The following is a 24,903-nucleotide window of genomic DNA, read 5'->3' on the forward strand; positions in this document are numbered from 1 at the left end:
ATCCGGACGTGTCGCTTTTGCTCGGATTGCCCCTTCGCGCCGGCCGGGAGAGGTTGGTGGGGAGCCGCCCACCCGGGTCGCGGCCACCGACGAAGGGGACTCCCGTGAAGGCACTGACGTGGCAGGGCAAGCGAGACGTGCGGGTCGAGGAAGTGCCCGACCCCAAGATCCAGGAGCCGAACGACGCGGTCATCAAGGTGACCTCGACCGCCATCTGCGGCTCGGACCTGCACCTGTACGAGGTGCTCGGCGCCTACCTCACCCCCGGTGACGTCCTCGGGCACGAGACGATGGGCGTCGTCGAGGAGGTCGGCCCCGAGGTCACCCACATCAAGCCGGGCGACCGGGTCGTCATCCCGTTCAACATCTCGTGCGGCTCGTGCTGGATGTGCGAGCGCGGGTTCTACGCGCAGTGCGAGACCACCCAGGTCAAGGACCAGGGCAAGGGGGCGACCCTGTTCGGGTACACCAGCCTCTACGGCGCGGTGCCCGGCGGCCAGGCGGAGTACCTGCGGGTGCCGCAGGCCCAGTTCGGGCCCATCAAGGTGCCGGACGAGCTGCCGGACACCCGCTTCCTCTACCTGTCCGACATCCTGCCCACCGCCTGGCAGGGCGTGCAGTATGCCGACGCGAAGCCGGGCGACACCATCGCCGTCGTGGGGCTCGGGCCCGTGGGGCAGTTCGCCACGCGGATCGCGAAGCAGCTGGGGGCGGAGCGCGTCATCGGCGTGGACCTCGTGCCCGAGCGGCTCGCCCTCGCCGCGCAGCACGGCATCGAGACCCTCGACCTGCGCGAGGTCGACAACGCGGCCGAGGCCCTCATCGAGATGACCGGCGGGCGCGGGCCGGACGGCGTCGTCGAGGCGGTGGGCATGGAGGCGCACGGCTCCCCCAACGCCAAGGCGGCCCAGGCTGCCGTCGGGCTGCTGCCCGACGCCCTCGCCAAGCCGCTGATCGACCGGATGGCCATCGACCGCCTCGACGCCCTGACGACCTGCCTCAAGGCGGTCCGGCGCGCGGGGACGGTGTCGGTGAGCGGCGTCTACGGCGGCGAGGTCGACCCGCTGCCGATGATGGAGATGTTCGACCGCGGCATCACGATGCGGATGGGCCAGTGCCACGTGAAGCGCTGGATCGACGACATCATGCCGCTCGTGCTCGACCCCGCCGACCCGCTCGGCACCGAGGACCTGGCGACGCACCTGCTGCCGCTGGCCGAGGCACCGCACGGGTACGACATCTTCCAGAAGAAGGAGGACGGCTGCGTGAAGGTCGTCCTGCAGCCGTGACCAGCTCTTCAGGCAAGGCGGCCTCCCCGGGCAGGGCGGCCTCCCGGGACAAGGCGGCCTTCCGGGGCAAGGCCGTCCTGATCACGGGGGCGTCCAGCGGGGTCGGCCGTGCCACGGCGCTGCAGCTCGCCTCGGAGGGCGCCGACGTCGTGCTGCTCTCGCGGTCGGCCTCGGTGCTCGCCGAGGTGCAGCGGGAGTGCGAGGCGCACGGAGTCAGGGCGGTCGTGACCGTCGCCGACATCACCGACCGTGACGCGCTGGAGGCTGCCTTCTCCACCGCCGTGCGCGAGCTCGGCCGGCTGGACGGGGTCGTGCACTCGGCGGCAGCGCTGTCGTACGGACGGTTCGAGGACGTGCCGGCAGAGGTCTTCGACAAGGCCGTGCTGACGACGCTCGGCGGGACCGCCAACGTGGCCCGCTGCGCGCTGTCTGCCTTTTCCGAGTCGGGCGGCGGCAGCCTGGTCGTCGTCGGGTCGCTGCTGGGCAAGATCAGCACACCGTTCATGAGCTCGTACGTGACGCCGAAGTGGGGAGTGCACGGGCTCGTGCGCACCCTGCAGATCGAGGCGCGCACGACGCCAGACACTCACGTGAGCCTGGTCTGGCCTGGTGGCGTCGACACCCCGGTCTACCTCCAGGCCGGCACCTACCTGAAGCGGCACGGTCGCCCGCCGCCTCCGGTCGACTCGCCCGAGAAGGTCGCGCGGGCGGTCGTCGCCGCGCTGTGGAAGCCGCGCCGCGAGGTGTCTGTCGGGCTCGCGAACCCGATCACGGTCACCGGGTTCCGGCTCTTCCCAGGGCTGTTCGACGTGCTCGTCACCCCGCTGATGAAGCTCGGCGGCCTGTCCCGCGGAGAGGTCGAGAACTCCCCCGGCAACGTCCTGTCCCCCACCCCGGAGGGCGAGGCGGTCCACGGCCGGTGGGGCCGGCAGTGGCTGCGGCCCGTCGCCTCGGTCGGGCTGGGCGTCGTCGCGGCAGGTGCCGGACTGGCGGCCACCGCCGTCCGCGGCGTCAACCGCGCTGGGAGGCCGTGACCGCGCGGCCGTGACCGCACCGGGAAGCTGTGACCGCATCACACCTGCCGCTGGACGCGGACCGGTTCGCGGCGCGGGCTGGTCGACCCGGTCGCCGCTGGCGCCGTCCGGGGCCAGGTCCAGGCCCAGCGCACGATGAGGGCGAGGACGACGAGCTCGAGGACGACGCCCCAGCCGTAGTAGTACAGGTAGAACCCGCCCGCCACGTTGAACACCGTGACGGGGACGTAGATCGCGGCCACGGCGAGGTTCGCGATCCGGTTCGCCCGGGGAGCCAGCGCCGCCGACAGCACGACCATGAAGATCGGGACGGACACGAGGGTCAGCGCGCTGATCGAGAAGGTCTGCGAGAGATCGAAGGTGTGGACCTTTCCCTTGAGGATGTCCGTGACGGTGCCGGGCGTGTAGAAGCCGAGGATGTCCACGTAGGCGTAGAGGAGCACGAAGCTCGTCCATGCCGCGACGAGCTTGGCCCTCACCGGGAGTCGGTGGTCCTCGAGGGTGGTGGTGGGTTGGCGGGTATTCACGACGGGCTCCGTTTCACTGGTGGGATCGGTTGGCTCGACTCTCGCCGCAGACTCATCGCCGCTGCATCCGCCCCGAGGCCGCAGTCCGCCCGGCCGATGGAACGGTTCGCCTCTTGTACTTTCGGCGGGTACGCACGACTCCGCGCTTCCCTAGGCTGCAGCCGTGGTCACCGTCCGCCGCCGGCTCTCCCTCTGGGACGAGCCGCGGCCTGCTGGTGCCCCGCCGGTCGGTCGTCTCGACTGGCTGCTGGTGGGCACCTACGCGCTCGCCGTCCTGGTCGAGGGCGTCCTCCGACCGGGTCTGGCCTGGCGGTATCCGGTGATGGCGCTAGCCCTCCTGCTCGTGCCTGCCCTGCCGTGGCGGCGGGACCGGCCGCTCGTCGCCGCCCTGGTGGGGTGGGGCGTCGCCGGGCTGCTCTCGGTCCTCCAGCTGACCCGGCCCGCCGGGGACGTCGGGCTCGACTCCATGACGGCCGTCCTGGTCCTGCTGTACTCGCTCGTGCGGTGGGGCTCGGGGCGCGAGATCGTGGCGGGGACGGCGTTCGTGACGGTCGTCGTCGCGCTCGGGATGTATGCCGCGTCGGCCGGCGGGGCGGAGCTCTTCGGCGGGATCGCCCTCCTGCTGTTCGTCGTCGCGCTCGCCGCGGTCTTCCGCTACCGCGCCGACCTCTGGCGCCGCCAGCAACGAGAGGTCCGCAACGAGGAGCGGGTGGCGCTGGCGCGCGAGCTGCACGACACGGTGGCGCACCACGTCTCGGCCATCGCGGTGCAGGCACAGGCCGGTCGCGTGGTTGCCGGGGTCCAGCCGGACAAGGCTGCCGAGGTCCTGGCCGCGATCGAGTCCGAGGCCTCGCGGACGCTGTCGGAGATGAGGTCCATGGTGCGGGTGCTGCGCGAGGACGAAGCCGTCGCCTACGCACCGCAGCGGGGTGTTGCGGACCTGCCCGCCCTGGCGCGCGCCGACGCGATGCCCGTCGTCGACGTCTCGCTGGACGGTCCCCTCTCTCCGCTGGCACCGCCCGTGGACGCCGCGCTCTACCGGATGGCGCAGGAGTCGCTCACCAACGCCGTACGGCACGCCCGCGGCGTGACCCGCGTCGGGATCCACGTATGCCGCGAGGGCGACGTCGTGCGGCTGCGTGTCAGCGACGACGGACAGACCGATCCGGGAGCAGCGCCGGAGCCCGGGTTCGGCCTGCTGGGCATGACCGAGCGAGCCCACCTCCTCGGCGGATCGATGTCCGCGGGACCGGGCCCCGAGGGCGGCTGGGTGGTCGAGGCAGTGCTTCCTGTGCAGGCGCTGGCATGACCATCCGCGTCGTGGTGGCCGACGACCAGGACCTGGTGCGGGCCGGCTTGGTGATGATCCTCGGCGCCCAACCGGGCATCGAGGTTGTGGGTGAGGCGGCAGACGGGCTCGCAGCGCTCGACCTGGCGAACCGGCTGCGTCCCGATGTGCTCCTCGTCGACATCCGGATGCCCGGGCTCGACGGCGTCGAGGTGACGCGTCGACTGGCCGGACCGGACGTTGCCGACCCGACGGCGGTCGTCGTGATCACGACCTTCGACCTCGACGAGTACGTCCTCGGCGCATTGCGCGCCGGCGCCCGGGGGTTCCTGCTCAAGGACGCCGGGCCGGAGCTCCTCGTGCAGGCCCTCCATGCAGCGGCCAACGGTGATGCGCTGATCGCCCCCAACGTCACCCGCCGGTTGCTGGCGGCCTTCGCCGACCAGGCGCCGGCGGTACCGGTCCAGCCCATCGACCCCCTCACCGAGCGCGAGGAGGAGGTGCTCGCACTGGTGGCGCGCGGCAGGACCAATGCCGAGATCGCCACCGAGCTCTACGTCGGCCTGAGCACGGTCAAGAGCCACGTCGCTTCTTTGATGACCAAGCTCGGCGCCCGCAACCGCGTCGAGATCGCGATGTGGGCCCACGACACCAGACGCGTTCGAGCCGACTAGCGCATCTCGATCGGCGCGCACCAGCGCCTCGGAGGCGACACACTCCGCCGCGTGAGCGTGCGTCGACTAGGGCGCATCCACGAACCGGCCCGCGGTGGGGGGCGGGACCCGCAGCATCCCTACGAGGTACCGCCTGGATGGGAGGCCGCCACCGGGCGAGCCTGACGTACTCGAAGCCCAGGCAGCCCCATGCTGGTGAGGCCACCGCCGAGCGCGGCCGCCAGGGCGCCATCGCCCCGTGACCACCCCGCCCCGAACCGCACCGCAGCCCTTTTGCTGCCGGCTGTGGGACGCGGTCCGCGCATTCGAGCAGCACCTTTCCGGTACGCCACGTCCCCTGACGGGCTGGGCTGGTTCACCGCCGGTGTGCTGGTCATGCCAGTGACGCTTGTCGCGGCTGTGGTGTGGTCGCGCCGGTTCTTTGCGCTGGCCGCCCACGACTGAGGTCGTTCGTGGCGGCACCTGGGTGACATGTGAGGTGCTTGGGCACCCACACGTCAGGGTCTGACGGTCCTGGCGGTCCTTGGGCGTCAAGATTGCATCAAGGGCGGTCGGGCGGATGGCTGGCGCCCTAACCTTGTGGCGCGGCGACCGGCGCGTTGCCCCCCAACGCAGGTGTCGGTCGTTGCTGCGTCCCCACCGTGTTCCCCCGCACGGTGGGGACGCTCACGCATCGCCCTTGGGGCAAAACGAAAAGCAGAGCTGAATCGGGTAGCACCGCTGTACCGCGTGTCGGGTCACCGTGACATGGCTGGCATCTGGCCGTCCGACGGGACGGTCAGGCCGGGCAGCGCGTTCGGTGCGAGGAGGACCAGCACTCCCAGCAGCAGGAGGATGGCCGCGGTCCCGTAGGTGGCTGTTCGACGCCAGGGCAGGAGCTTCTCGAGCGCGATGAAGGCGGCGACGACTGTCATCCAGACGACGCTCATGACTCCCAGGGCGAACAGTGATGCCATCAGCGCCCAACAGCACCCCAGGCACCAGGCACCGTTCTTGGCTCCCATGCGTGCGGCGCCGAGCCAGCCGTCGCGCCATGACCCGAGGAGGGCCCCGAGGGGGCTGCGGCACCTGCCGAGGCAGACGTCCTTCAACGGCGTCAGCTCGTAGCCGGCCGCGATGACCAGTACGGCACCGGCCACGGGCCGACCGGCGCGCTCCCATGACAGCGCATCGCCGGCCAACCCGGTTGCTGTCAGGCCGATGACGAACGCGGCGAGGCCGGCACCAACCCAGGTCAGCAGGTAGCCGCCGGTGAACACCAATGGCCGCACGCGTGAGCCCCCGCTCATCCGCGCGAACAGCGCGACCGTCGGCGCGACCGACGGGAACATCATCGCCGCCATCATCACGAGCCACAGGCTGAGGAACCAGCCCAGCGCGCCGAGGCCGCTCCACGGCCCGTCATCCATCCCACGCGTGGACGTCGCCGTCCACCACCACGCGAGGGCGGCGACGGCGAAGAGGACGGCGACCAGCCCCCGGTGGGCCCGGCTCGCCGCGAGTGCAGGACGCAGGCCTTCGCGGGCGGAAGCAGCTACCGACCTGGTGCCTGTCATGTTCTCAGGCAGTCCAGGCGAAGTCGGACTTCGACAGTCCCGTCTTCCCTTCGTACTCGATACCGAAGGCGCTGATCCGGGACCGCCGCGCTTCGGCCATGGTCAGGTCCGAACCGACCGGGTGGAACATCCCGGAGAACTTCACCGGCTCACCGGACTCCACACCGAAGGGAACGATGTCCTCGATCTCGAAGTCGATGCCGTCCCCGATGCTGACGCTGTGCCGCAGCCCGTCGTCCTCGATGTGGATCCGCGCGCGCTCGACGCCCAGCATCTGTCCGATGAGGGGTGCCAGTCCGGCCATGGGTCCCCCGAGCTGCCCGCTGAAGACCTGCACGAGGCGTTCGAACTGTTCGTCGCTCGCACCGTTGTCGACGAACACCCCGACCCGCCAGTTGCCCTCGGTCATGACTTTGGGCGTGTCAGCGATCAGAGCGACCCGGCACCCCGCGATGTCCGTCCCATCGACCGCGCCCTCGCGGATGTTGAACACCAGGGTCACCCGACAGAAGTCGTAGGTGGCCCCGTGGTCGAGCGACAGGTTGCACGGACACATCAGCTCACACGAGCAGGTCTCGACGTAGCTACCAGCCAGGTTCCAAGACATCGGACCTCCCATTGCCCCAGACGAGTTTCCCGCCGACGTCGCGGGGCGTCAACGGCCTGCGCGGCCATTGGGGCACAGGCCATTCCGGCACTTCCGGCGTTCCAGACAAACAGCTGACGGATGTCCCGCCCGGCTGCACGGTTCCACGACCCCGACGCGGCGGCAGCTCACTGCAACGGTCTGTCGACGCGCCGAACCATTGAGGGGGCCACGGTGCGGATACTTGTCTGGTGGGCGCCACCGATGCGGGATGGACACCGGGGGCGCGGCGGGGGTCACAAGATCAGGAATGGGACTCCCGCATGCGCATCCTTCGGCGCGCGCCGGCGGACACAGCGCCCAAGGTCCTGGCGTCGTCAGGGGCCGCAGGTGCCGAGGCGAGGTTCGCGGGTATCTGGGAGGGTTGTCGGGTTCGAGTCGGGGTCCGCAACCGGAAGGGAGCGTCATGCAGCCTCAACCCTCACCGAACAGCTCAGTCAGCGGCCCGCATCGGGGGCGGGTCGAGCTCACCCTGGAGGACTTCGCGGGACGGCTCGAGCACCGACTGCACTGGGCGGACATCACCGAGGAGGAGTTCCGTGACGGGTGCGCGTACGCGGCCCAGCACGGAATCTCGGCAGTCTTGTGCCGTCCCGAGCAGGTGGAGCTTGCCACCAGCGCGTTGGCGGGTTCGGGGGTGCGGGTGGTGACGGGCTTGGCCTTCCACGACCCGAACGCGCCTGTCCGCTCACAGGGGGACCTCGCCACGGAGGCAGCGCGCATGGTCGAGCTCGGCGCGCACGAGGTGTCGTTGCTGGCTGCGCCGGGCGCGGTTGCCGAGGCCACGACGGATCTGCTGCTCGAGCAGGTGGCAGCCGTGCAGGCCGCCGTGTGGGATACCGGTGTCACGGTCCGTGTTGCCCTGAACGCGCAGGACATGAGCAACGAGCAGGTCGCTGGCACCTGCGGTCGGCTCGCGGCGGCTGGGGTGCACGCGGTGCAGGGCGGTGCCATCCGCGGCGGGAAGGTCGGCTTCGGACGGATCGAGCTCATGCGGGACGCGCTACCCAGGCCGATTCTGCTGCATTGGGCCCAACCGGTGAAGTCGGTCGAGACCATCTTGGTCTGCATCGCCCACGGCATCGACCGGTTCATCGGCGACACCGAGGCCCTCATGGCCAGTGCCCTACGCTCGACCCGGGTGGCGCCGCTGACAGTCCCCAAGGCTGGGTTGGACTTCTGACGTGTGCGTCCCGACAGAGGTAGGAGTCGCCGGTCGGCGCCGCCGGGGTTCAGGGGAGGACGTGAATCTTCCCCGGTCTGCGTTCCGCCAGATTAGTCCCACGGTCACCGGTGGACGCTAGTGCGACCGTACTAGGGCCGCGCCATGAACCGGTGGGAAGGTCTCGGTGTTGCGGCGGGGTGGATGCTCAACACCGCCACACGAGGGGGACACCCCAAGGGTGCGCCGCAGCCGCACCAAGAGGACGTGCATCGTGCGGCACATCATCGCGGCCTGCAGCGGCGAAGAGGCTGGTGGCCGGGTGGGCAACGGAGGATGCTCGAGGCATGGCACGAGTCCCGGCCGCGACAAAGCGTTTCAACAAGGTCGCGGTCCACCTCGCCGGACGCCGGTTTATCCCCGTGTGGGCTCTGCTGCGACACCGAGGTCGCAGGAGTGGAAAGCTGTACGCCACGCCGGTCGCAGTGATCGCGACGCCGACGAGCTTCCTCATCGGACTGCCCTGGGGTAAGGGTACGGACTGGGTTCGCAACGTCCGCGCGGCGGGCGCGTGCACGATCCGGTGGAAGGGCGTCGAGTACGAGTGCATCGCGCCCGTGTTCGTCGACCAAGAGGTGGCTCGTGCAGCCGCGCACGGCCCCACGCGGTGGATCCTCCGACGCGCCTCCTTCCCTCACGGTTTCATCCAGCTCGAACGCCGGGCCGACTGAATCGTTCCGCGTCCCCGGGGTCGCCGCGTGCTGAGCCAGAACGACGTGAACTCCATGCACACACAGACCGAACCTGACGGGCCGCCGGCGTGCCGCAATTCGCCCCGAGTCTCCTCGGCCAGGGCCGGCATGCCGTGACAGTCCGGTTCCAGTCGCGCGGGTGCTGTGTGAGGACATGTGGGGGCGCTGGGGACCCACGCCGCTGGTGGCGTCCTTCGGCCACGCCGGCGGCAATCGCACCTCCAGCCGAGGGGACCACGCGCTGAGAGTCACCGGCTGAGGCCTACCGGATCCGACGCTTTCCCAGCGTCCTTCCCAAGCCGCAGGCTGACATCCCGCGCTCCCATCGAGGCTGTTGCCACCTCTACGATCACCGCTACGACGGCATGATGCCGCACGGGCCGCCCGGGCCGTCGACCGCGCACGGGGGTGTCACGATGAGGTTGAAGGCTGGCAAGGCCCGAGCACGACTCACCTCGCAGGTGCACGGCGTGCTTTGCACCGTTCACCCTGATCGCGGACCTGACGCGGTTCCAGTCGTGTACGCGGTGGGCGGCGGCCACATCGGCATACCCATCGACCGTGTGAAGCCCAAGGTCTCGTCCTACCTGCAACGGGAAAAGAACCTTGCGGCAGATCCTCGGGCAGCGCTGCTGGTTGAGCTATGGGACCCCGCCGACTGGTCCCGGCTGTGGTGGGTACGGGCAACACTGGAGTACGTGCCAGACCCATCGGCGGCCGTCGCCGACGAGCTCACCACCCGATTGGCGAACGCAGTGCCCCAATACGTCAACCGCCCATTTCGCAGAGTCATCGTATGCAGGATCCTCGCCGTTTCCGGCTGGGCTGCGGAAGCCGACTCCTGAAACATGCACCGCCGCCGCGACGATGCCGGCTCGCTGGTCGGGTGCCGCATACCTGCACCCGTTGTTCATCCACCTCGAGGACGACTGAAGCGGCGACTGGCGACGGACTGCAAGAACCGGTCCGACGAGGAGCCCTCCCAAGCGCGCTACAGGACCCGTTCTCACATGTGCGTCGTACCGCCGCCTGCCGGCGCACTGCCATGCCGGATGGGATGCCCGACAGCGACCTCGAGCTGGCTTACCTCAAGTAGTTGGGGCGGCCAGCGAGTCCAGCAAGACTTGAGCGTGGGAGTCGACGATGCCAAGCCAGGCTTCAGTAAACAAGGCGCCCGGACCGCCAAGCTCAGCCTCGAGCTCAACAAGCGACGTGATCGTTCACACGAGATCCGCAGCGGACGGGGCCGAAGTCTTATGCCGTGGTCTCTTGGCCCTATCACCCGACGCCGGGGCGGTCTGAGTCCGGGCGGCGTCAACGATTTCTATCCTGGTTCCGCTTGTACCGTGACCTCGATCCCACAGCCAAGCGCCAACCACGAGCACAACCACAAAGATGCCCGCGATGCTCAAGAACCACATAGCGTGGGTCCTTCCGGCCGCTCGTGCAACCACCCTCCCGAATCGTCCCACCGAGCCGCCGGAATGCCAACGGTGGGCATGATGTTTCGACACAGGGGCTAGGCGTCCCCCTGCGGCCTGCTCGAATCAGCGACCCCGGGAGGGCCACACCTAGTAGTTCAACGCCCTGAGGCCAGGTCGAGCGCGTCGGCGCCCGGCGCTAGCACCGAGGATCGGACGACCAACGTCCTTCTCGCCGGGAAGAGGGGGCGCCTTGGCCGCTAGGCCGACCGTGCGCTGCGTCCGCGAGCGTCAACTGTGGGATTAGCCATGGGTTGGAGCGCTGGCGGTCCTCTAACGGTGCCCGGGTCGTCAGCCCCCGCTCTGAGACCCCGGTCCCATTAGGTTGGGTGGCCTGACCTTCTTATCCAGATGGGTGTCGTACCAGTCGTCATGGTCTGCGTCCCGAACCAGTGACCTGATCCGCTTTGCGCCCACACGCAGCCTTTGAAAGGCCGAACGGAGACTGCTCATGGCTTCCCGCCCCTTTCACGGCAATCGGGACTCGCCGCCTCCATCGACAGTCCTCCGTGCAGGAGCCGCCAACGTCCGTCAAAAGGCGTAGTCGCGTAGCGGAGCGTGCTTGTCACCAGCTGCCCCGGGCGGCGTTGAATGCGCACCCTCGAGGCGCTACGCACTCCCAATCCCGGCCGGCGCCAATGCTTCTTATCGCCACGGCGTGGGCTGCCGAGTGGCCGGCGCGCCTGGCACTGCTCGGACCGTGGCTGCGTGACGCCGGCCCCTGAGAGCCCTTGGTCCCTTCCAATGGCAATGCAGAGACACCGAACCTTGTCAGGTGACATTCGCACGGAAGCTCGCGGGTTCGGCCGGTATGGCAGCAGTGGTCTATGGCGCTTGGGTACGCCCCAGGCTGATGCGCTGGGGCGTAACCGACGAGGAAGTCTCTGGTCCCTATCCCGGTGCCGAGATAGTCCCCAACGGGAAACGTGGGCCCACCATGGCTGCGACTATCAACGCGCCCCCGGACCGGGTGTGGCCGTGGCTGGTCCAACTGGGTGGGGACCGCGGCGGTTGGTACTCCTGGGACTATCTGGACAACGCCGGTAGGCAAAGTGCACGAGAAATCCACCCTGACTGGCAAGATCTCGCCCTTGGCGACACCGTCAAATACTGGACACGCCGGCGCGGACCAGTGGACGGGTGGACAGTTGCAGCGCTTGAACCCAACCGATTCTTGGGGCTCCACGGCCTGAGCGATCTGCGCGGACAACCCCTAGACCCCAAGCAATCACGGCCGTCCGCCTACACCGAGGGGTTGTGGGGCTTTCTGTTGGCCCCGTTGCCAGACGGCCGGACCCGTCTGGTCATAGGCGGTTACGAAGCCTTCCGCCCTCGATGGCTTGCGTGGCTCTCTTCGTTCTTCGGTGTCGGCATCGTGTGGGTCATGCAGGCGCGGATGTTGGTGGTACTCACACGCAATATCGAGCGGATGAACAAGCCACCCAACGCCAGCAGCACCCAATAGCCCAAGCGCTCCGGCTCCCGTACCGCGCCGATGTCGACCGAGCCCGGCAACCGGCGCGTCGCGTCTTTGGGCCGCGAGCCGGCCAGCCGAGGCAGGCGAGCTTTTACGCATCTAGCCAAAGAGCGCCATACTCACAGGGACCAAGGCCTCTAGGCTCCAAACGACCGTGGTCAGGATGATGAGCAGAGGGCGAGATACGGCAGCACCTTGGGAGGTGTTCGCCATGAGGCAGCCATTAATCTGGATCGCCGTAGCCCTCATGCTCACCGGCGCAGTCATGCTTGTACTCGGCGGTGGCGCAGCTGGTGTCTGGATCGGCACGATCACAATCGGAGTCGCCCTGGTGGCCATCGAGTTCTACCGAAACCGCCAGGCACACCATCACGCCTGAGATGCAATCACATGCCGCTGGTCGCGCCGCTTGCTAGCGTCCGCTCCTGCCGCGAGTCGCTCGGTTACAGCGGCGGCTCGATCTGGTGCAGGTCGAGAATCATCCGTTCAGTCGGTTCGGTCGGGAAACCGACGCTGTCGAGGACCTTCTTGAACTCGTCATCCGCCCACCGACGGCGAATGTGGTCGGCCGATTCCCAGACGCCGATGATGTAGAGCGCATCCTCACTCGTGGCGCAGTGGTGGCGGAGCTCACCGAAGGGAACGGCCCCTCCACGCTCCATGATCAGTGCGTGCCCACGGTCATACACAGCCTTCAGTTCGTCGACGTCGCCGACGAACTTCGCGATGAGCATTGCGGGCATGACACAAGAGTAGAACCGAAACGCACTCACAGGTTCCGAACGCTCATGCCGCGATCCGTCCGGATCGGAGGCGCGTCACCTCGCCGCCAAGGCCCCGATTGGAGCTTCTCGGACCGTTCGCAACGCCGCAAGGACCATTGGCTCTGGTCGGGGGCGTCACCGGGGAAGACGGTGAATGTGCCGGGGCACTCCCGGGTCCGGAGGGAGGGGGTCACCATGTCTGGCAACATCCGTCAGGGGTCACCCGCAGCGGGGCGCGCCTTCAGGGACACCGACGTGCCCCAGCCCCCGTTGGGGTTGAAAAGCTGATGGCACGCGTGCGGGGCAGTATCGATATCGAGCGCCCGGTCGATGAGGTGTTCGATGTCGTGGCCGACCAGACCAACGAACCCCTCTACAACCCGTCGATGACTGACTCGGGCCGACTCGACGACGGGACGATCGGGGTGGGGACGCGCTTCCTGGCTACCGTTCTGACTCGCGGCAAGCCACAAGAGGTGGCGATCGAGGTCACGGCTTTCGAGCGTCCTACTGAGATCGCCACCCAGAGCGTGATGGGGCGGAACACGGTGTTGGGACGAGTCCGGTTCGACCCAGCGGGATCCGGCACGAGACTCAGTTGGGACTGGGATGTCCAGGTCGGTACTGGAGCCCGTGTCCTTGGCCCGTTGGTCTCGGTGATTGGCCGTCGTCAGGAGCGCGCCATCTTCGGGGGCCTCAAGCATTTCCTGGAAGATCGTGCGGCACGACCTCCGAGGGAGGGGCTGGCGTGACAACGACCAGAGTAGGGCGAACACCTCGCTCTCCCGTCGCGCAGCAGCCGCGCGGGCAGCGCACGCCGCCCGACCCGTCCTGGCAAGGTCTGTACCGGGTCGGTGCTTGGGCAGCCGCTGCGTATGTGGCCTTGGTGCTCATTCCGCTGGTGCTGCTTGCCACCGCACCCCTCCCTCCGTCGTCGGGCGCGGCAGTACTGGAGTACATCGACTCCCACCGCGTGGTCTATCTCGTCGAACTGGTCTGCTTCGTCGCGCTCAGCGTCCCAGCCATGGTCGTGTTCACGGCCTGGGCCATGGCGCTCAAGCACGTGGACAATTCAGTGGCCCTGATCGGGGGGCTGTTCGGCGTTGCCTCCGAGGTCACCGCCCTGGCTGTCGGCAGCAGCCCACAGTCACTTAACGGCGGCCTGGTCGCGCTGAGCACTGCCTACGAGTCGGCGTCCTCAGCCGACCAGCGAGCCAGTCTGTCCAGCTCCGCAGACGCGATCATCGCCACGACGAACGCAATGCCTTGGGCCGGGGTCCTGACCGCTGCCGGCATCCTCGTTCTCTCCCTGGTCGCGTGGCGCGGCCCCGTGCCAGCGCCGGTCGCGGCATTCGGTGTCCTCACTGGGGCCGTGGGCATCGTCGCCGAGACACTGCGCCCCGTGATCGAATACGGCTACCTGCTGTATGGCCTGCTCCTGCCGACCTGGTTCATCCTGACCGCTTTGAGATTGCACACACTCGGGCGCCGCCCCCCGGATCCGCCCGCAGCCGCCGCTGACGACCGGGCAAAGAGCACCCGCGTCCCAGAAGTGTGACCGCGTCGCGAAACCCACACCGGCCTCCGGGTCTCCGAAGGTGCTCACCTCGCCGCAACAAGCGGATCTCGCGTTCTCACAGCATTCCAACAGCCGCGTCATACCGCCGCGTGTGGGCGGACCGATGCATCGCGAAGGCGATCAGACACGGTGACTGCGGACCGGGCACTTTCAGGCCCGTGCCATCCCGCTCGGCGAGTTCAGTTCCGAGGGAATCCGTGAGGCTCGGGGCCCGGCCGGCCGCCATGGCTCTCAGGCCGTCTTCGCCTCAGATGTCCAACGGCATGCCCGTGAGCTCCTCGCTGACGGTCCACAGTCGACGGGCGAGGTCGGGGTCGGTCGCCAGCGGGCTGAGGTTCGCTGGGCCCACCTTGCCGCGGACCTCACCGGGCCCTTGGGGCCCGCTGTACGAGCCCGCGGGAGCCGCAGTCGCGGCATACAGGATCGCCTCGGCTCCGCCCTCGGATCCCGGGAGCAGGAGGCGCATGAGGGGCGGTGCGAAGGTGCGCACGATCCATCGCGCACCCATGCCGTCGCGACTCGCGACGAGGTTGGTGACGGCCACCCCCGGGTGGGCCGCCGTCGACGTCAGTGGTGATCCCGCGGCAGTGGCCCGGCGGTGGAGCTCCAGGGCGAACAGGAGGTTGGCCAGCTTGGTGCGACCGTACGAGACCCTCGGGTCGTAGTCCTCCGGGGGATTGCCGTCGACGACCCGGTCATCACCTTGGCGGTGTGCCAGTGAGGCCACGGTCGTCACCCGCGGTGAGGGGGCCGCCAGCAGTGCGGGCAGCAGTCGAGCCGTCAGCGCGAAGTGCCCGAGATGGTTCGTCCCGAACTGGAGCTCGTACCCGTCGACGGTGGTCCGGCGGGTCGGGGGCGCCATCACGCCGGCGTTGTTCACGAGCAGGTCGACCGGGCCGTCGATGCGCGCTGCGAACTCGCGCACCGACTCCTGGGACGCCAGGTCGAGGGCCTCGACGGCGGTGCTGCCGTTGATCCTTGCGGCGGCCGCGCGGCCCGCGTCCACGTTGCGGACCGCGAGGATGACGTGGGCGCCGTGTTCGGCCAGCGTTCGGGCCTCCACGAACCCGATGCCAGAGTTGGCGCCGGTGACGATGGCGGTCGTGCCGCTCAGGTCGGTGATCTCGGTGGGCTTCCAAGCCATGGTCCACTCCCGCGGGTCGTCGGCGCCCGCGGGTGATCGCCGGCCACTGCAGCGTATGCCGTGAGGTGTCCGGTCTCGTCGTCACCTCCCAGGGGCAGGAGCGCACTCATCGAGGACTGGAGGGGCCCGACACAAGCTGGCACCTGATCCAGCTAGCACCTGATCCGCGGGCCGACCGCGGGATCGGGACGCCCGCAGCGGCACGGCGTACTGTGAGGTATGGAGCCATCCAGGCTTCCTAGCGCTGGGAGCACAGTCATGGCCGACAAGTCACCTCGACAGCACATGGCCAAGAAGGCGAGCAAGTCGATCAAGGAGAAGCGGGCCGACAAGCACGCCAAGGCGCAGGCCAAGGACCACCTCGACATCGGCGACATCCGCAAGAGATAGGCCTCGTCGAGGCAGCCGGCCCGCCCGGTTGCCGAGCTCGGCACGCCTGCTGCCGTCGGTTCACGCACCTCGGTCGGAGAGCAGGGCGAGGAAGCGCTCTGCGTCTCCCACCCGGGGGATGTTGTTGAACATGACGTACGGCGACGGCCGGCCTTCGACCATGTCCCGCAGCCGGCGCAGCTCGTCATCGGTGTGAACGTGCCGCCAACCCGTCGTGCCGTGCAGCCGGTAGTAGGTCTGCTCCGGTGTCACCGTCTCGCCCTGCATCGGGTCGACGACGTGGACCAGGTCCAGCTCGGTACAGAGCTCCCTGAGCAGCTGTGTGGGCCACGCACCCCGGGGTTCCCACAGCAGGCGTCCGGCGGGGCGCTCCACCTGCGACAGGAAGCGACGCAACCGCCCGACGTTCTCGTCCGTGGGTCCAAAGCTCTTCGGGCATTGGAGCAGCACCGCGGTCGCCTGCAGGACCCGAGCGCAGTCCAGGGTCCGCTGCCAACCGTCGAGGACCTCTGGCGTCGTCCGGAACCCTCCCACGCGGCCACGTGCGGTGTCCGGCAGAGGGCGCTTCATACGTCGGTAGGTCGGGCTGTTGGACTCGTGGGTGACGACCTGCCACGCCTTGATCGTGAACTCGAAGCCTTCCGGCACCTGGGTCCGCCAACGAGCCAGCACGGCGTCGGCTGGCGGTTCGTAGAACGTCTGCTGCACCTCGACGACAGGGAAGCGACGCACATACGAAGCCTGCGAGACGGTCCAACCACACAGCCCTACGCGAACATCGACCGCCCTTCGCGCCCCAGGCGTCACCAGGGGCCTCTCAAAGACCTTGGCGGAACGTTCCCCTCGACCATGCAGTGGAGTATCGCCGAACGGCCGCCCACACGTGACGCATGACGCCCAACGCGACTCGGCATCGTGCGGGCGCCGGCTGTTGCCGAGCCTCCACGCATGGCGGCCCACTCACGTCCTCCGGTGCGTAGGGTCAGAAGATGATCATGGGCAGCCACCTCATCGTCTACAGCCGCGACGCGGAAGCGGACCGCGTGTTCTTCGCTGATGTCCTGGGACAACCGCACGTCGACGCCGGTGGTGGCTGGTTGATCTTCAAGGTGCCCCCGGCGGAGCTGGCTGTACATCCCTCCGGTGGTTCCACCGGACAGGAGCTGTACTTCATGTGCGACGACCTGGACGCCACGATGGACGAGCTGTCCGCCAAGGGCGTCGATTTCACCGTGGACGTCTCAGAGGCGAGGTGGGGACGGCTGACTCGTTTCCGGTTGCCGGGTGGTGCCGAGGTTGGGATGTACGAGCCCCACCATCCCCTAGCGATTGATCTGTGAACGCCCCTGATGCGCCCGTCTCACCGCCTCGCATGCAGTGCGCAAGGCGGGACTCGAACCCGCACGCCCGAAGGCACCAGATCCTAAGTCTGGCGCGTATGCCGATTTCGCCACTTGCGCGCGGTGTGGATTGTATGCGCGACGAGCCGACCGGTCAGCCGAGGAGCTCGCGCAGGTGCGGCACCATCGCGCGGAACGCATTGCCGCGGTGGGAGATCGCGTTCTTCTCCTCCGGGCTCAGCTCGGCCGCGGTGCGCGTGTCACCCTCGACGACGAGCAGCGGGTCGTAGCCGAACCCGTTGGCACCACGCGGCTCCCGCGCCAGCGTCCCGCGGAAGTGGCCCTCCGCCGACCGCAGCGTGCCGTCCGGCAGCGCCAGCACCGCGGCACAGACGAACCCGGCCTGACGGTGCTCGTCCTTGACGTCGGCGAGCTGGTCGAGGAGCAGCTGCAGGTTGGCCAGGTCGTCGCCGTGCCGCCCCGCCCAGCGCGCGGAGAAGATGCCCGGCGCCCCACCGAGCACGTCGACCGCCAGGCCAGAGTCGTCGGCGAGCGCCGGCAGTCCCGTGTGCCGGGCGAGCGCGACCGCCTTGAGCCGGGCGTTCCCCTCGAACGTCACCTCGTCCTCGACCACGTCCGGCGCGCCCTCGAACTCCGAGGCACCGACGATCTCGAGCCCCAGCTCCTCGACCACGTCGGCCAGGATGTGCCGCAGCTCGACGACCTTGTGCTGGTTGCGGGTGGCGAGGACGACCTTGGTCACGGCAGCACTCACAGCTCGCGGGTGCGCGGCGTCGCGGCGAGCGCGGCCTGCTGGGCAGCGGTGAGCGCGGCGCACCCGGCAGTCGCCTTGTCCAAGAGCGCATCCAGCATCGCGCGGTCGAAGGCACCGTTCTCGGCAGTGCCCTGCACCTCCACGAACCGGCCGTCGCCCGTCATGACGACGTTCATGTCGGTCTCGGCGGTCGAGTCCTCGGGGTAGTCGAGGTCGATCACCGGCTGCCCGTTGACGATCCCCACCGACACCGCCGCCACCGACCCGGTCAGCGGCTTCGCGTTCTTGGCGATGAGCCCCTTGGCCCGAGCGTCCTCGATCGCGTCCACGAGGGCGACGTAGGCGCCGGTGATCGACGCCGTGCGCGTCCCGCCGTCGGCCTGCAGCACGTCGCAGTCGAGCACGATCGTGTTCTCCCCCAGCGCCTTGGTGTCGATGATCGCGCGCAGCGACCGGCCGACCAGACGGCTGATCTCGTGGGTCCGCCCACCGACCTTGCCCTTGCGGGACTCGCGGTCCGAGCGGGTGTTGGTGGAGCGCGGCAGCATCTCGTACTCCGCCGTCACCCAACCGGTCCCCTTGCCCTTGAGCCAGCGCGGCACGCCCTCGGTGAAGGACGCCGCGCACAGCACGCGCGTGCGCCCGAACTCCACGAGCACGCTCCCCTCGGCGTGGTCGAGCCAGTTGCGGGTGATCCGCACCTCCCGGGTCTCGTCCGGGGTGCGCCCGTCGTGGCGGGCCTGCTGCGTGGTCGTGTCAGTCACACGGCCAAGGCTAGCCGCGTCGGTGGGCCGCCCTAGGCTGGCCCCATGGCAGCCACGACCGTCCGCATGGGAGCCCACGTCGACTCGACCGACCCGGTCGCCGCCGCCCAGGAGCGCGGTGCCGGGCTGAGCCAGTTCTTCCTCGGCAACCCGCAGAGCTACAAGGGACCGGTCGTGGAGTATGCCGGGGGCGCGGCTGCCCTGCGCGAGGCCGCCGAGGCGGCCGGCGTCGACCTCTACGTCCACGCCCCCTACCTGATCAACGTCGCCTCGACCAACAACCGCATCCGCATCCCCAGCCGCAAGCTGCTGCAGCAGTTCATCGACGCGGCGGCCGAGGTCGGCGCCAAGGGCGTCATCGTCCACGGCGGCCACGTCGAGTCCGAGGCCGATGTCGAGAAGGGCTTCGACAACTGGCGCAAGGCCGTCGACGCCACCGACCTCAAGGTGCCGCTCCTCCTCGAGAACACCGCCGGCGGCGACAACGCCATGGCGCGCACGCTCGAGCGCATCGCCCGCACCTGGGAGGCGATCTCCGCGGCCGAGGGGTCCGAGAACGTCGGCTTCTGCCTCGACACCTGCCACGCGCATGCCGGCGGCATACCGCTGGCGACCGCCGCCGAGCAGGTCCGCGCGATCACCGGCCGCATCGACCTCGTGCACTGCAACGACAGCCGCGACGAGTTCGACTCCGGCGCCGACCGCCACACCAACCTCGGCGAGGGCCTCATCGACCCCGACGAGCTCGTGGCCGCCGTCCGCTCGGCCGGGTCACCCGTCGTCATCGAGACCCGCGGTGGCCTGGAGGGCCAGGTCGCCGACCTCGACTGGCTGCGCGAGCGCCTCTGACCGACGTGGGCCGCTGACGCAAGCGTCAGTCCTGCGGCACCGTCTGCTTCGACAGGAAGCGGCGGATCTCCTCGCGGGCCGTGAGCCGGATCTCCGGCCCGTGCGTGAACGCCGCGGTCGTGTACTCCAGGTCGGCCAGCCGGTGCGCCGTCTGCTGGGTCAGGCGGAAGCTCGTGCAGAACGACTTGATCGGCCACCGCAGCCCGCGCACGTTGAAGATCGAGTCACCCGTGATCAGCACCCCCGACGAGCGGTGCAGGTATGCCGCGTGGCCGGGTGAGTGCCCCGGCGTGTGCACCACCTCGAGACCACCGGCGACGGGGACGACGTCTCCGTCGGTGAAGGTCTCGCCGACGCGCACGGCGTCGAACTTCCCTCCGCCGAGACGGTTCATCAGGCGGCCGAGCGCGATGCGCGGGTCGCGCTGCGGCGACTTCCCGGCGCGGGCGTACATGGCGTCGTCCTCGTGGATCCCGAAGTCCAGCCCGGTCGCCTCTGCCACGTGGGCCGCCCCGCCGGCGTGGTCGGGGTGGGCATGTGTCAGCAGCAGCCGGGTCACGTCCGAGGGGCCGGAACCGATCGAGGTGAGCGCGGCGAGCACCTTCGGGCCGGACTGCTTGACGCCCATGTCGACGAGCGTCACCTGGCCGTCGTCGTCGCGCAGGATGAAGCCGTTCACGTAGTCCCCGACGAGGGGGATGCGCCACACACCGGGCGCGAGCTGGACGGTCGCCGACTTCGCCATGCCCGCAGCGTAGGTCAGTCGGCCAGGTCGGGCGGCCAGACGACCCGGAACCGCTCGAAGCAGACCTCGAGGTCGTCGGAGAACTCGATCACGATCCGCTCGCACTCCCGCCGGAAGAACCTGCGGTGCCCGTCCAGCCAGGTCTCCAGCGTCCGGTCGTACTCGCCCTCGTCCCAGGCGAACTGTTCGTCCACGCTGTGCAGCGGTCCGACCCTCAGCTCGGTGGCCCGCAGGACGGCCCGCGGCTGCCCGGACCCGTCGCAGGCGACCCAGTGCGAGCCGATGCGCGGCAGCGGCTCGCCGTCCGCGGCATACCCGGCCACCAGGCCGGCCGTCGCGCGCTTGGGACCGTCGACGACGAAGGCGATGAGCTCGTCCGCCAGCTCGGGGCTGTCCCCGAAGCAGGCGACGACGACGTCGTCCTCCGGCGGCAGGCCGGGGGTCGCGTCGCGGTATGCCGCGAACATCGCCGCACCGACGGCACGGTCGATCGGCACGGGCCCGCTCATGCCCGCCACCCTAGGCGCCGGCTGCGGTCCGAGCTCAGATCTCCCAGACGGCGCCGGAGGTGGCGACCTCGAGCGGGCCGTCCCACACCGCCGCCGCCTGCGCGCGGCATACCTCCGGGTCGTTCCAGGCGGGGATGTGCGTGAGCACCAGCCGCTTCACCCCGCCGGCCTCGACCGCGGCGGCGGCGGCCCGGCTGCCGGACAGGTGGATCCCGGTGGCGGTGTCGCGGTCGTCGACGAAGGCGCTGTCGGTGAGGGCCAGGTGGGCGCCGGTCAGCAGCGGCGTGAGCGCGTCGCAGGAGTCGGTGTCGCCGGTGTAGGCCAGGACGGCGCCGTCGGCCTCGACCCGGAAGCCGTAGGCCTCGACCGGGTGGTGCACCCGGTGGGAGGTGACGGTGAAGGGCCCGACCGTGGTGACGAGCGTGTCCGCCAGCTCGTGCACGGCGAACTCGGCCGTCATGCCGCCGTACTCGAGGCCGTGGTACATCAGCGCGAACCGCTCCCCCGCCCCGGTCGGCGCGTGGATGGGCAGCTGCCCCGGCACCGGCCCGGACGGGCGGTACTTGCGGGTGACGTAGAGGCCGGTGACGTCGACGCAGTGGTCGGGGTGCAGGTGGCTGATGAAGACCGCGTCGAGCTCGGCCGGGTCGACGTGGCGCTGGAGGTGCCCGAGCGCGCCGTTGCCGAGGTCGAGGACGATCGACCAGGTCCGGCCCTCGTGCTCGGCCTGGACGAGGTAGGAGGACGCGGGCGAGTCGGGGCCGGCGAAGGAGCCGGAGCAGCCGACGACGGTGAGCCTCACGAACCCACCACCGCGGAGTGGCGGACGACGGAGCCGCCGTAGACGTCGCCGACCTCCGGCCCGAGGAACCGGCGCGCGAGCACGCGGAACTCCTCGGCGTCGCCGGTGGTGGTGAAGCCGTGGCTCGGCGGCGGCAGGTCGGCCGGCCGCAGCGCGTCACGGTCGGCGAGCACCCGGTAGACGTCCTTGGCGGTCTCGTCGGCGGACGACACGAGGGTGACGCCGTCGCCCATGACATAGGAGATCGCACCCGTCAGCAGCGGGTAGTGCGTGCAGCCGAGGACCAGGGTGTCGACGTCGCGCTCGACCAGCGGGGCGAGGTACTCGCGCGCGGTCTCGAGCACCTCGGGGCCGCTGGTCACCCCGGCCTCGACGAACTCGACGAACCGGGGGCAGGCCACACTCGTCACGTCGAGGTGCGGGGCGGCGGCGAAGGCGTCGAGGTAGGCGCCGGACTGGTGCGTGCCCTTGGTCGAGATGACGCCGACCCGGTGGTTGCGCGTGGCCCGGGCGGCGCGGCGCACGGCGGGCCGGATCACCTCGACGACGGGGACGTCGTACCGCTCGCGGGCGTCGTGCAGGACGGCGGCGCTGGCGGTGTTGCACGCGATGACGAGGACCTTCACGCCGTGGTCGACGAGGCGGTCGAGGCACTCGAGCGCGTACCCGCGGGTCTCGGCGATGGGCCGCGGGCCGTACGGGGCGCGGGCGGTGTCGCCGAAGTAGGCAACGGTCTCGTGCGGCAGCTGGTCGAGCACGGCTCGGGCGACGGTCAGCCCGCCGTAGCCCGAGTCGAAGATCCCGATGGGTGCATCAGCCACGGGTCAAGGCTAGGGCTGCGGTGCGCGTGGCCCGGCATCGACGCCCCGTCTGCTTGCTCACACGTGCCTGTGGCGTCAGGGGGTCAGTGCGTGCGCGAGCGTCTCCTGCAGCCAGGTGAGGAAGTCGTAGACCGCGAGCGCGTACACCGCCGGGTCGTCGTTCGGCAGGCTGCGCGCCTTCTCCTCGAGCAGCTCGAAGTCCTCGTCGGCCCGCAGCCCCAGCCGCTCCCCCAGCACCAGCCGGACGTCGGTGAGGGCGACGAGCAGGGCCAGCGCCTCCTGCTGGTCGAGGCTGATCTTCTGGTCCTGCAGCCCGGACAGCGCGGCGATCGCGGTCGACAGGTTCGCGGCCTTGCGCGAGCGCAGGCCGTCCTCGGTCAGGCGCCGGAACTCCGCGGCCACCTGCTCGTCCTGCCGGTTCGCGGTCGGGAAGATCCGGTCCAGGGCGGGGTCGCGCGGCTGCGGGACCGACCCGCCGAGCTCGGGCACCTGGTCCTCGGCGGACAGTGAGACGCCCATGCCTATGCCGCCGAGCCCAGCCACGATCTGGTCGAACTCGTCCGGCCCGTCGGCGCCCCGGGCGCTGTCATCGGAACCCCCTGCGCCCAGACCGGCCGGCGGGTCGGCCTGCTCCGGCGCGATCAGCTCGAGCACCTGCTCCATCAGCCCGACGACCAGCCCGCGCTCGACGGCGTCGAGCTTCGCGGCATACCGGCCGTCACGGCGCTTGAAACCCCGGGCCACTCAGGAGTCCTTCTGGAAGGTGGCCCACAGCCCGTAGCCCTGCAGCGCCTCGGTGTCGGTCTCCATCTTCTCGCGCGACCCGGTGGACACGACCGCCCGGCCCTTGACGTGCACGTCCATCATCAGCCGCTCGGCCTTGGCCTTGGGGTAGCCGAAGTAGGACTGGAAGACGAACGTCACGTACGACATGAGGTTCACCGGGTCGTTCCACACCAGGGTGATCCAGGGGACGTCGACCTCGGCCACCTCGTCGGTCGAGGCGCTCTGCTGCTCGACGGGGGCGATGGACACGGCACCACCATAGGCTGCCGGAGTGACCTCCCGAACACCCGGCAGCGCACCGGCTCCCCGCCCCAGCAGCGCCCTGCTCACGGACCACTACGAGCTCACGATGGTCGAGGCCGCCCTCCGCTCCGGCGCGGCCTCACGGCGGTGCGTGTTCGAGGTCTTCGCGCGCCGCCTGCCCGACGGCCGCCGCTACGGCGTCGTCGCCGGGACCGGACGGCTGCTCGAGGCGATCGAGGCCTTCCGGTTCGGGGACGCGGAGCTCGAGTGGCTGCGCGACGTCGTCGACGCGGACACCCTCGCCTTCCTCGCGGACTTCCGCTTCGACGGCGACGTGTGGGGGTATGCCGAGGGCGAGTGCTACTTCCCCGGCTCCCCGGTGCTCGTGGTCGAGGCGGACTTCGCGCACGCCGTGGTGCTCGAGACCGTCGTGCTGAGCATCCTCAACCACGACAGCGCGGTCGCCTCGGCCGCCTCGCGGATGACGGCCGCGGCTGGAGAACGGCCCTGCATCGAGATGGGGTCGCGGCGCACCCACGAGGAGGCGGCGGTCGCCGCCGCGCGCGCGGCATACGTCGCCGGCTTCGCCTCCACCTCGAACCTGGAGGCGGGCCGGCGGTACGGCGTCCCGACGGGCGGCACCGCCGCGCACGCGTTCACGCTGCTGCACGACGACGAGCGGGCCGCGTTCGCTGCGCAGATCGCCTCCCTCGGGAAGGGCACCACGCTGCTCGTCGACACCTACGACGTCACACGCGCCGTGGAGACCGCGGTCGAGCTGGCCGGCCCGGGCCTCGGTGCCGTGCGGATCGACTCGGGCGACCTGCTCGCGCAGGCCCGCGAGGTGCGCGCCCAGCTCGACCGGCTCGGCGCCACCGACACGCAGGTCGTCGTCACCTCGGACCTCGACGAGTACGCCATCGCGTCGCTGGCCGCGGCGCCGGTCGACCGGTACGGCGTCGGCACCTCGCTCGTCACCGGGTCCGGGGCGCCCACCGCCGGGATGGTCTACAAGCTCGTCGCCCGCGAGGACTCCAGCGGGGAGCTCGTCGGGGTCGCCAAGAAGAGCAAGGACAAGGCCTCGGTGGCCGGCCGCAAGTACGCCCTGCGCCGCCGGAACCCGCGGGGCGTCGCCGAGGCCGAGGTGATCGGGATCGGCGATCGCCCGGCCGACGACGGCGACGACCGCGAGCTGCTGGTCCCGCTCATGCGCCGCGGCGAGGTCGTCGACGGTCCGCACTCCGGCCTCGATGCGGCGCGCGCCCGGCACCGGGAGTCCCGGGCCGAGCTCCCGCCCGCAGCCCTGAGGCTGCAGCGGGGAGAGCCCGCCATCCCGACCGTGTACGAGGACTGACCGCAGGGGGGTCCGCCCGCCCGGGCAGGCCTTCCCGCCGGGCGGTCCGGGCAGGCCTTCCCGCCGGGCGGTCGGGACGCCTCCCCGCCGGGCGGTCCGGACGCCTCCCCGCCGGGCGGTCCGGACGCCTCCCCGCCGTTGCACCGCCGTCC

At 70.0% G+C, this 24,903-nt stretch carries 28 protein-coding genes and 1 tRNA gene; 14 read left to right on the forward strand and 15 right to left on the reverse strand.

The window, feature by feature from the left end; all coding sequences use genetic code 11:
- The first annotated feature begins 104 nt into the window (after nt 1–104).
- Complete coding sequence (locus tag J2X64_RS01995) at nt 105–1,289, forward strand: zinc-dependent alcohol dehydrogenase (protein WP_310148858.1); 1,185 nt, start codon at nt 105–107, stop codon at nt 1,287–1,289.
- Complete coding sequence (locus J2X64_RS02000) at nt 1,286–2,323, forward strand: SDR family NAD(P)-dependent oxidoreductase (protein WP_310148861.1); 1,038 nt, start codon at nt 1,286–1,288, stop codon at nt 2,321–2,323. The genes J2X64_RS01995 and J2X64_RS02000 overlap by 4 nt, the downstream gene beginning before the upstream one ends.
- Nucleotides 2,324–2,361: 38 nt before the next feature.
- On the opposite strand, the gene J2X64_RS02005 is transcribed toward J2X64_RS02000, so the two are convergent.
- Entirely contained in the window at nt 2,362–2,802 is a 441-nt protein-coding gene (locus tag J2X64_RS02005; RefSeq protein ID WP_310148863.1) for a DUF6326 family protein, read from the reverse strand.
- A gap of 211 nt (nt 2,803–3,013) precedes the next feature.
- Between J2X64_RS02005 and J2X64_RS02010 the strand changes: the two genes are divergently transcribed.
- Nucleotides 3,014–4,159 carry a sensor histidine kinase gene (locus J2X64_RS02010; protein WP_310148866.1) on the forward strand — a complete coding sequence of 382 codons (1,146 nt, stop codon included), beginning with the start codon at nt 3,014–3,016 and terminating at the stop codon, nt 4,157–4,159.
- Entirely contained in the window at nt 4,156–4,812 is a 657-nt protein-coding gene (locus J2X64_RS02015; protein WP_310148869.1) for a response regulator transcription factor, read from the forward strand. The genes J2X64_RS02010 and J2X64_RS02015 overlap by 4 nt, the downstream gene beginning before the upstream one ends.
- A gap of 737 nt (nt 4,813–5,549) precedes the next feature.
- Here J2X64_RS02015 and J2X64_RS02020 read toward each other — a convergent pair.
- Together J2X64_RS02020 and J2X64_RS02025 are read right to left on the reverse strand one after the other, a co-directional pair.
- Nucleotides 5,550–6,221: a DUF2182 domain-containing protein gene (locus tag J2X64_RS02020; protein ID WP_310148872.1), complete on the reverse strand. Its 672-nt coding sequence runs from the start codon at nt 6,219–6,221 to the stop codon at nt 5,550–5,552.
- Nucleotides 6,222–6,372: 151 nt separating this feature from the next.
- Nucleotides 6,373–6,975 (reverse strand): DUF1326 domain-containing protein, encoded by a 603-nt coding sequence (locus J2X64_RS02025; RefSeq protein WP_310148874.1) that lies wholly within the window; start codon nt 6,973–6,975, stop codon nt 6,373–6,375.
- 445 nt (nt 6,976–7,420) lie between these two features.
- Here J2X64_RS02025 and J2X64_RS02030 point away from each other — a divergent pair, with 445 nt between their 5' ends.
- From J2X64_RS02030 to J2X64_RS02045, 4 genes are all read left to right on the forward strand, one after another.
- Nucleotides 7,421–8,197, forward strand: a complete 777-nt coding sequence (locus J2X64_RS02030; RefSeq protein WP_310148875.1) for a hypothetical protein — start codon at nt 7,421–7,423, stop codon at nt 8,195–8,197.
- 326 nt (nt 8,198–8,523) lie between these two features.
- On the forward strand, nt 8,524–8,907 hold the full coding sequence (locus J2X64_RS02035) for a nitroreductase family deazaflavin-dependent oxidoreductase (protein ID WP_310148877.1): 384 nt from the start codon (nt 8,524–8,526) through the stop codon (nt 8,905–8,907).
- Between the two features lie 437 nt (nt 8,908–9,344).
- Nucleotides 9,345–9,773, forward strand: coding sequence for a pyridoxamine 5'-phosphate oxidase family protein (locus J2X64_RS02040; protein WP_310148879.1), 429 nt, complete (start codon nt 9,345–9,347; stop codon nt 9,771–9,773).
- Between the two features lie 1,573 nt (nt 9,774–11,346).
- Nucleotides 11,347–11,874 (forward strand): hypothetical protein, encoded by a 528-nt coding sequence (locus J2X64_RS02045; protein ID WP_310148881.1) that lies wholly within the window; start codon nt 11,347–11,349, stop codon nt 11,872–11,874.
- A gap of 455 nt (nt 11,875–12,329) precedes the next feature.
- Here the strand turns inward: J2X64_RS02045 and J2X64_RS02050 are convergent, their stop codons facing one another.
- Nucleotides 12,330–12,629 carry a hypothetical protein gene (locus J2X64_RS02050; RefSeq protein WP_310148884.1) on the reverse strand — a complete coding sequence of 100 codons (300 nt, stop codon included), beginning with the start codon at nt 12,627–12,629 and terminating at the stop codon, nt 12,330–12,332.
- Nucleotides 12,630–12,937: 308 nt separating this feature from the next.
- On the opposite strand from J2X64_RS02050, the gene J2X64_RS02055 reads away from it, so the two are divergent.
- Nucleotides 12,938–13,402 (forward strand): SRPBCC family protein, encoded by a 465-nt coding sequence (locus tag J2X64_RS02055; protein ID WP_310148887.1) that lies wholly within the window; start codon nt 12,938–12,940, stop codon nt 13,400–13,402.
- Between the two features lie 125 nt (nt 13,403–13,527).
- Complete coding sequence (locus J2X64_RS02060) at nt 13,528–14,208, forward strand: hypothetical protein (protein ID WP_310148890.1); 681 nt, start codon at nt 13,528–13,530, stop codon at nt 14,206–14,208.
- Between the two features lie 268 nt (nt 14,209–14,476).
- Here the strand turns inward: J2X64_RS02060 and J2X64_RS02065 are convergent, their stop codons facing one another.
- On the reverse strand, nt 14,477–15,373 hold the full coding sequence (locus J2X64_RS02065) for an oxidoreductase (protein ID WP_310148893.1): 897 nt from the start codon (nt 15,371–15,373) through the stop codon (nt 14,477–14,479).
- Between the two features lie 258 nt (nt 15,374–15,631).
- Here J2X64_RS02065 and J2X64_RS02070 point away from each other — a divergent pair, with 258 nt between their 5' ends.
- Nucleotides 15,632–15,763 carry a hypothetical protein gene (locus J2X64_RS02070; protein WP_310148895.1) on the forward strand — a complete coding sequence of 44 codons (132 nt, stop codon included), beginning with the start codon at nt 15,632–15,634 and terminating at the stop codon, nt 15,761–15,763.
- A gap of 60 nt (nt 15,764–15,823) precedes the next feature.
- Here J2X64_RS02070 and J2X64_RS02075 read toward each other — a convergent pair whose 3' ends face one another.
- On the reverse strand, nt 15,824–16,495 hold the full coding sequence (locus J2X64_RS02075) for a DUF72 domain-containing protein (RefSeq protein ID WP_310148897.1): 672 nt from the start codon (nt 16,493–16,495) through the stop codon (nt 15,824–15,826).
- Between the two features lie 257 nt (nt 16,496–16,752).
- Here J2X64_RS02075 and J2X64_RS02080 point away from each other — a divergent pair, with 257 nt between their 5' ends.
- Nucleotides 16,753–17,103 carry an extradiol dioxygenase gene (locus J2X64_RS02080; protein WP_310148900.1) on the forward strand — a complete coding sequence of 117 codons (351 nt, stop codon included), beginning with the start codon at nt 16,753–16,755 and terminating at the stop codon, nt 17,101–17,103.
- Between the two features lie 38 nt (nt 17,104–17,141).
- Here J2X64_RS02080 and J2X64_RS02085 read toward each other — a convergent pair.
- From J2X64_RS02085 to rph, 3 genes are all read right to left on the reverse strand, one after another.
- Nucleotides 17,142–17,223: transfer RNA gene (locus tag J2X64_RS02085), tRNA-Leu, on the reverse strand.
- A 34-nt stretch (nt 17,224–17,257) separates the two neighbouring features.
- The gene (gene rdgB, locus J2X64_RS02090) at nt 17,258–17,866 is read right to left on the reverse strand and encodes an RdgB/HAM1 family non-canonical purine NTP pyrophosphatase (protein WP_310148904.1); all 609 of its coding nucleotides are present in this window, start codon (nt 17,864–17,866) and stop codon (nt 17,258–17,260) included.
- Between the two features lie 8 nt (nt 17,867–17,874).
- Entirely contained in the window at nt 17,875–18,642 is a 768-nt protein-coding gene (gene rph, locus J2X64_RS02095; RefSeq protein ID WP_310148906.1) for a ribonuclease PH, read from the reverse strand.
- 45 nt (nt 18,643–18,687) lie between these two features.
- Between rph and J2X64_RS02100 the strand changes: the two genes are divergently transcribed.
- Nucleotides 18,688–19,491 (forward strand): deoxyribonuclease IV, encoded by an 804-nt coding sequence (locus tag J2X64_RS02100; protein ID WP_310148910.1) that lies wholly within the window; start codon nt 18,688–18,690, stop codon nt 19,489–19,491.
- 25 nt (nt 19,492–19,516) lie between these two features.
- Here the strand turns inward: J2X64_RS02100 and J2X64_RS02105 are convergent, their stop codons facing one another.
- The 6 genes from J2X64_RS02105 to clpS form a co-directional block, all read right to left on the reverse strand.
- A complete protein-coding gene (locus J2X64_RS02105; protein ID WP_310148913.1) occupies nt 19,517–20,236 on the reverse strand; it encodes an MBL fold metallo-hydrolase in 720 nt (239 codons plus the stop codon).
- 14 nt (nt 20,237–20,250) lie between these two features.
- The gene (locus J2X64_RS02110) at nt 20,251–20,745 is read right to left on the reverse strand and encodes an ASCH domain-containing protein (protein ID WP_310148916.1); all 495 of its coding nucleotides are present in this window, start codon (nt 20,743–20,745) and stop codon (nt 20,251–20,253) included.
- A gap of 34 nt (nt 20,746–20,779) precedes the next feature.
- Nucleotides 20,780–21,547, reverse strand: coding sequence for an MBL fold metallo-hydrolase (locus J2X64_RS02115; RefSeq protein WP_310148919.1), 768 nt, complete (start codon nt 21,545–21,547; stop codon nt 20,780–20,782).
- Complete coding sequence (gene murI, locus J2X64_RS02120; protein ID WP_310148921.1) at nt 21,544–22,368, reverse strand: glutamate racemase; 825 nt, start codon at nt 22,366–22,368, stop codon at nt 21,544–21,546. Before murI ends, J2X64_RS02115 begins: the two co-directional genes overlap by 4 nt.
- Nucleotides 22,369–22,443: 75 nt before the next feature.
- Nucleotides 22,444–23,112 carry a DUF2017 domain-containing protein gene (locus J2X64_RS02125; RefSeq protein ID WP_310148923.1) on the reverse strand — a complete coding sequence of 223 codons (669 nt, stop codon included), beginning with the start codon at nt 23,110–23,112 and terminating at the stop codon, nt 22,444–22,446.
- Nucleotides 23,113–23,403, reverse strand: coding sequence for an ATP-dependent Clp protease adapter ClpS (gene clpS / locus J2X64_RS02130; RefSeq protein WP_310148924.1), 291 nt, complete (start codon nt 23,401–23,403; stop codon nt 23,113–23,115). It lies immediately after the preceding gene.
- A 22-nt stretch (nt 23,404–23,425) separates the two neighbouring features.
- Here clpS and J2X64_RS02135 point away from each other — a divergent pair, with 22 nt between their 5' ends.
- Nucleotides 23,426–24,751: a nicotinate phosphoribosyltransferase gene (locus J2X64_RS02135; protein WP_310148927.1), complete on the forward strand. Its 1,326-nt coding sequence runs from the start codon at nt 23,426–23,428 to the stop codon at nt 24,749–24,751.
- Nucleotides 24,752–24,903 lie beyond the last annotated feature (152 nt).

Origin of the sequence: Phycicoccus sp. 3266 (assembly GCF_031456495.1) — a bacterium.
In the GTDB taxonomy this organism is placed as follows: domain Bacteria; phylum Actinomycetota; class Actinomycetes; order Actinomycetales; family Dermatophilaceae; genus Pedococcus.

Coding starts and splice junctions, on each gene's coding strand:
- J2X64_RS02015 (WP_310148869.1), top strand. CDS start 4,156: ATGACCATCCGCGTCGTGGTGGCCGACGACCAGGACCTGGTGCGGGCC.
- J2X64_RS02020 (WP_310148872.1), bottom strand. CDS start 6,221: ATGGATGACGGGCCGTGGAGCGGCCTCGGCGCGCTGGGCTGGTTCCTC.
- J2X64_RS02025 (WP_310148874.1), bottom strand. CDS start 6,975: ATGTCTTGGAACCTGGCTGGTAGCTACGTCGAGACCTGCTCGTGTGAG.
- J2X64_RS02030 (WP_310148875.1), top strand. CDS start 7,421: ATGCAGCCTCAACCCTCACCGAACAGCTCAGTCAGCGGCCCGCATCGG.
- J2X64_RS02035 (WP_310148877.1), top strand. CDS start 8,524: ATGGCACGAGTCCCGGCCGCGACAAAGCGTTTCAACAAGGTCGCGGTC.
- J2X64_RS02040 (WP_310148879.1), top strand. CDS start 9,345: ATGAGGTTGAAGGCTGGCAAGGCCCGAGCACGACTCACCTCGCAGGTG.
- J2X64_RS02045 (WP_310148881.1), top strand. CDS start 11,347: ATGGCTGCGACTATCAACGCGCCCCCGGACCGGGTGTGGCCGTGGCTG.
- J2X64_RS02050 (WP_310148884.1), bottom strand. CDS start 12,629: ATGCCCGCAATGCTCATCGCGAAGTTCGTCGGCGACGTCGACGAACTG.
- J2X64_RS02055 (WP_310148887.1), top strand. CDS start 12,938: ATGGCACGCGTGCGGGGCAGTATCGATATCGAGCGCCCGGTCGATGAG.
- J2X64_RS02065 (WP_310148893.1), bottom strand. CDS start 15,373: ATGGCTTGGAAGCCCACCGAGATCACCGACCTGAGCGGCACGACCGCC.
- J2X64_RS02070 (WP_310148895.1), top strand. CDS start 15,632: ATGGCCGACAAGTCACCTCGACAGCACATGGCCAAGAAGGCGAGCAAG.
- J2X64_RS02080 (WP_310148900.1), top strand. CDS start 16,753: ATGATCATGGGCAGCCACCTCATCGTCTACAGCCGCGACGCGGAAGCG.
- J2X64_RS02100 (WP_310148910.1), top strand. CDS start 18,688: ATGGCAGCCACGACCGTCCGCATGGGAGCCCACGTCGACTCGACCGAC.
- J2X64_RS02105 (WP_310148913.1), bottom strand. CDS start 20,236: ATGGCGAAGTCGGCGACCGTCCAGCTCGCGCCCGGTGTGTGGCGCATC.
- J2X64_RS02110 (WP_310148916.1), bottom strand. CDS start 20,745: ATGAGCGGGCCCGTGCCGATCGACCGTGCCGTCGGTGCGGCGATGTTC.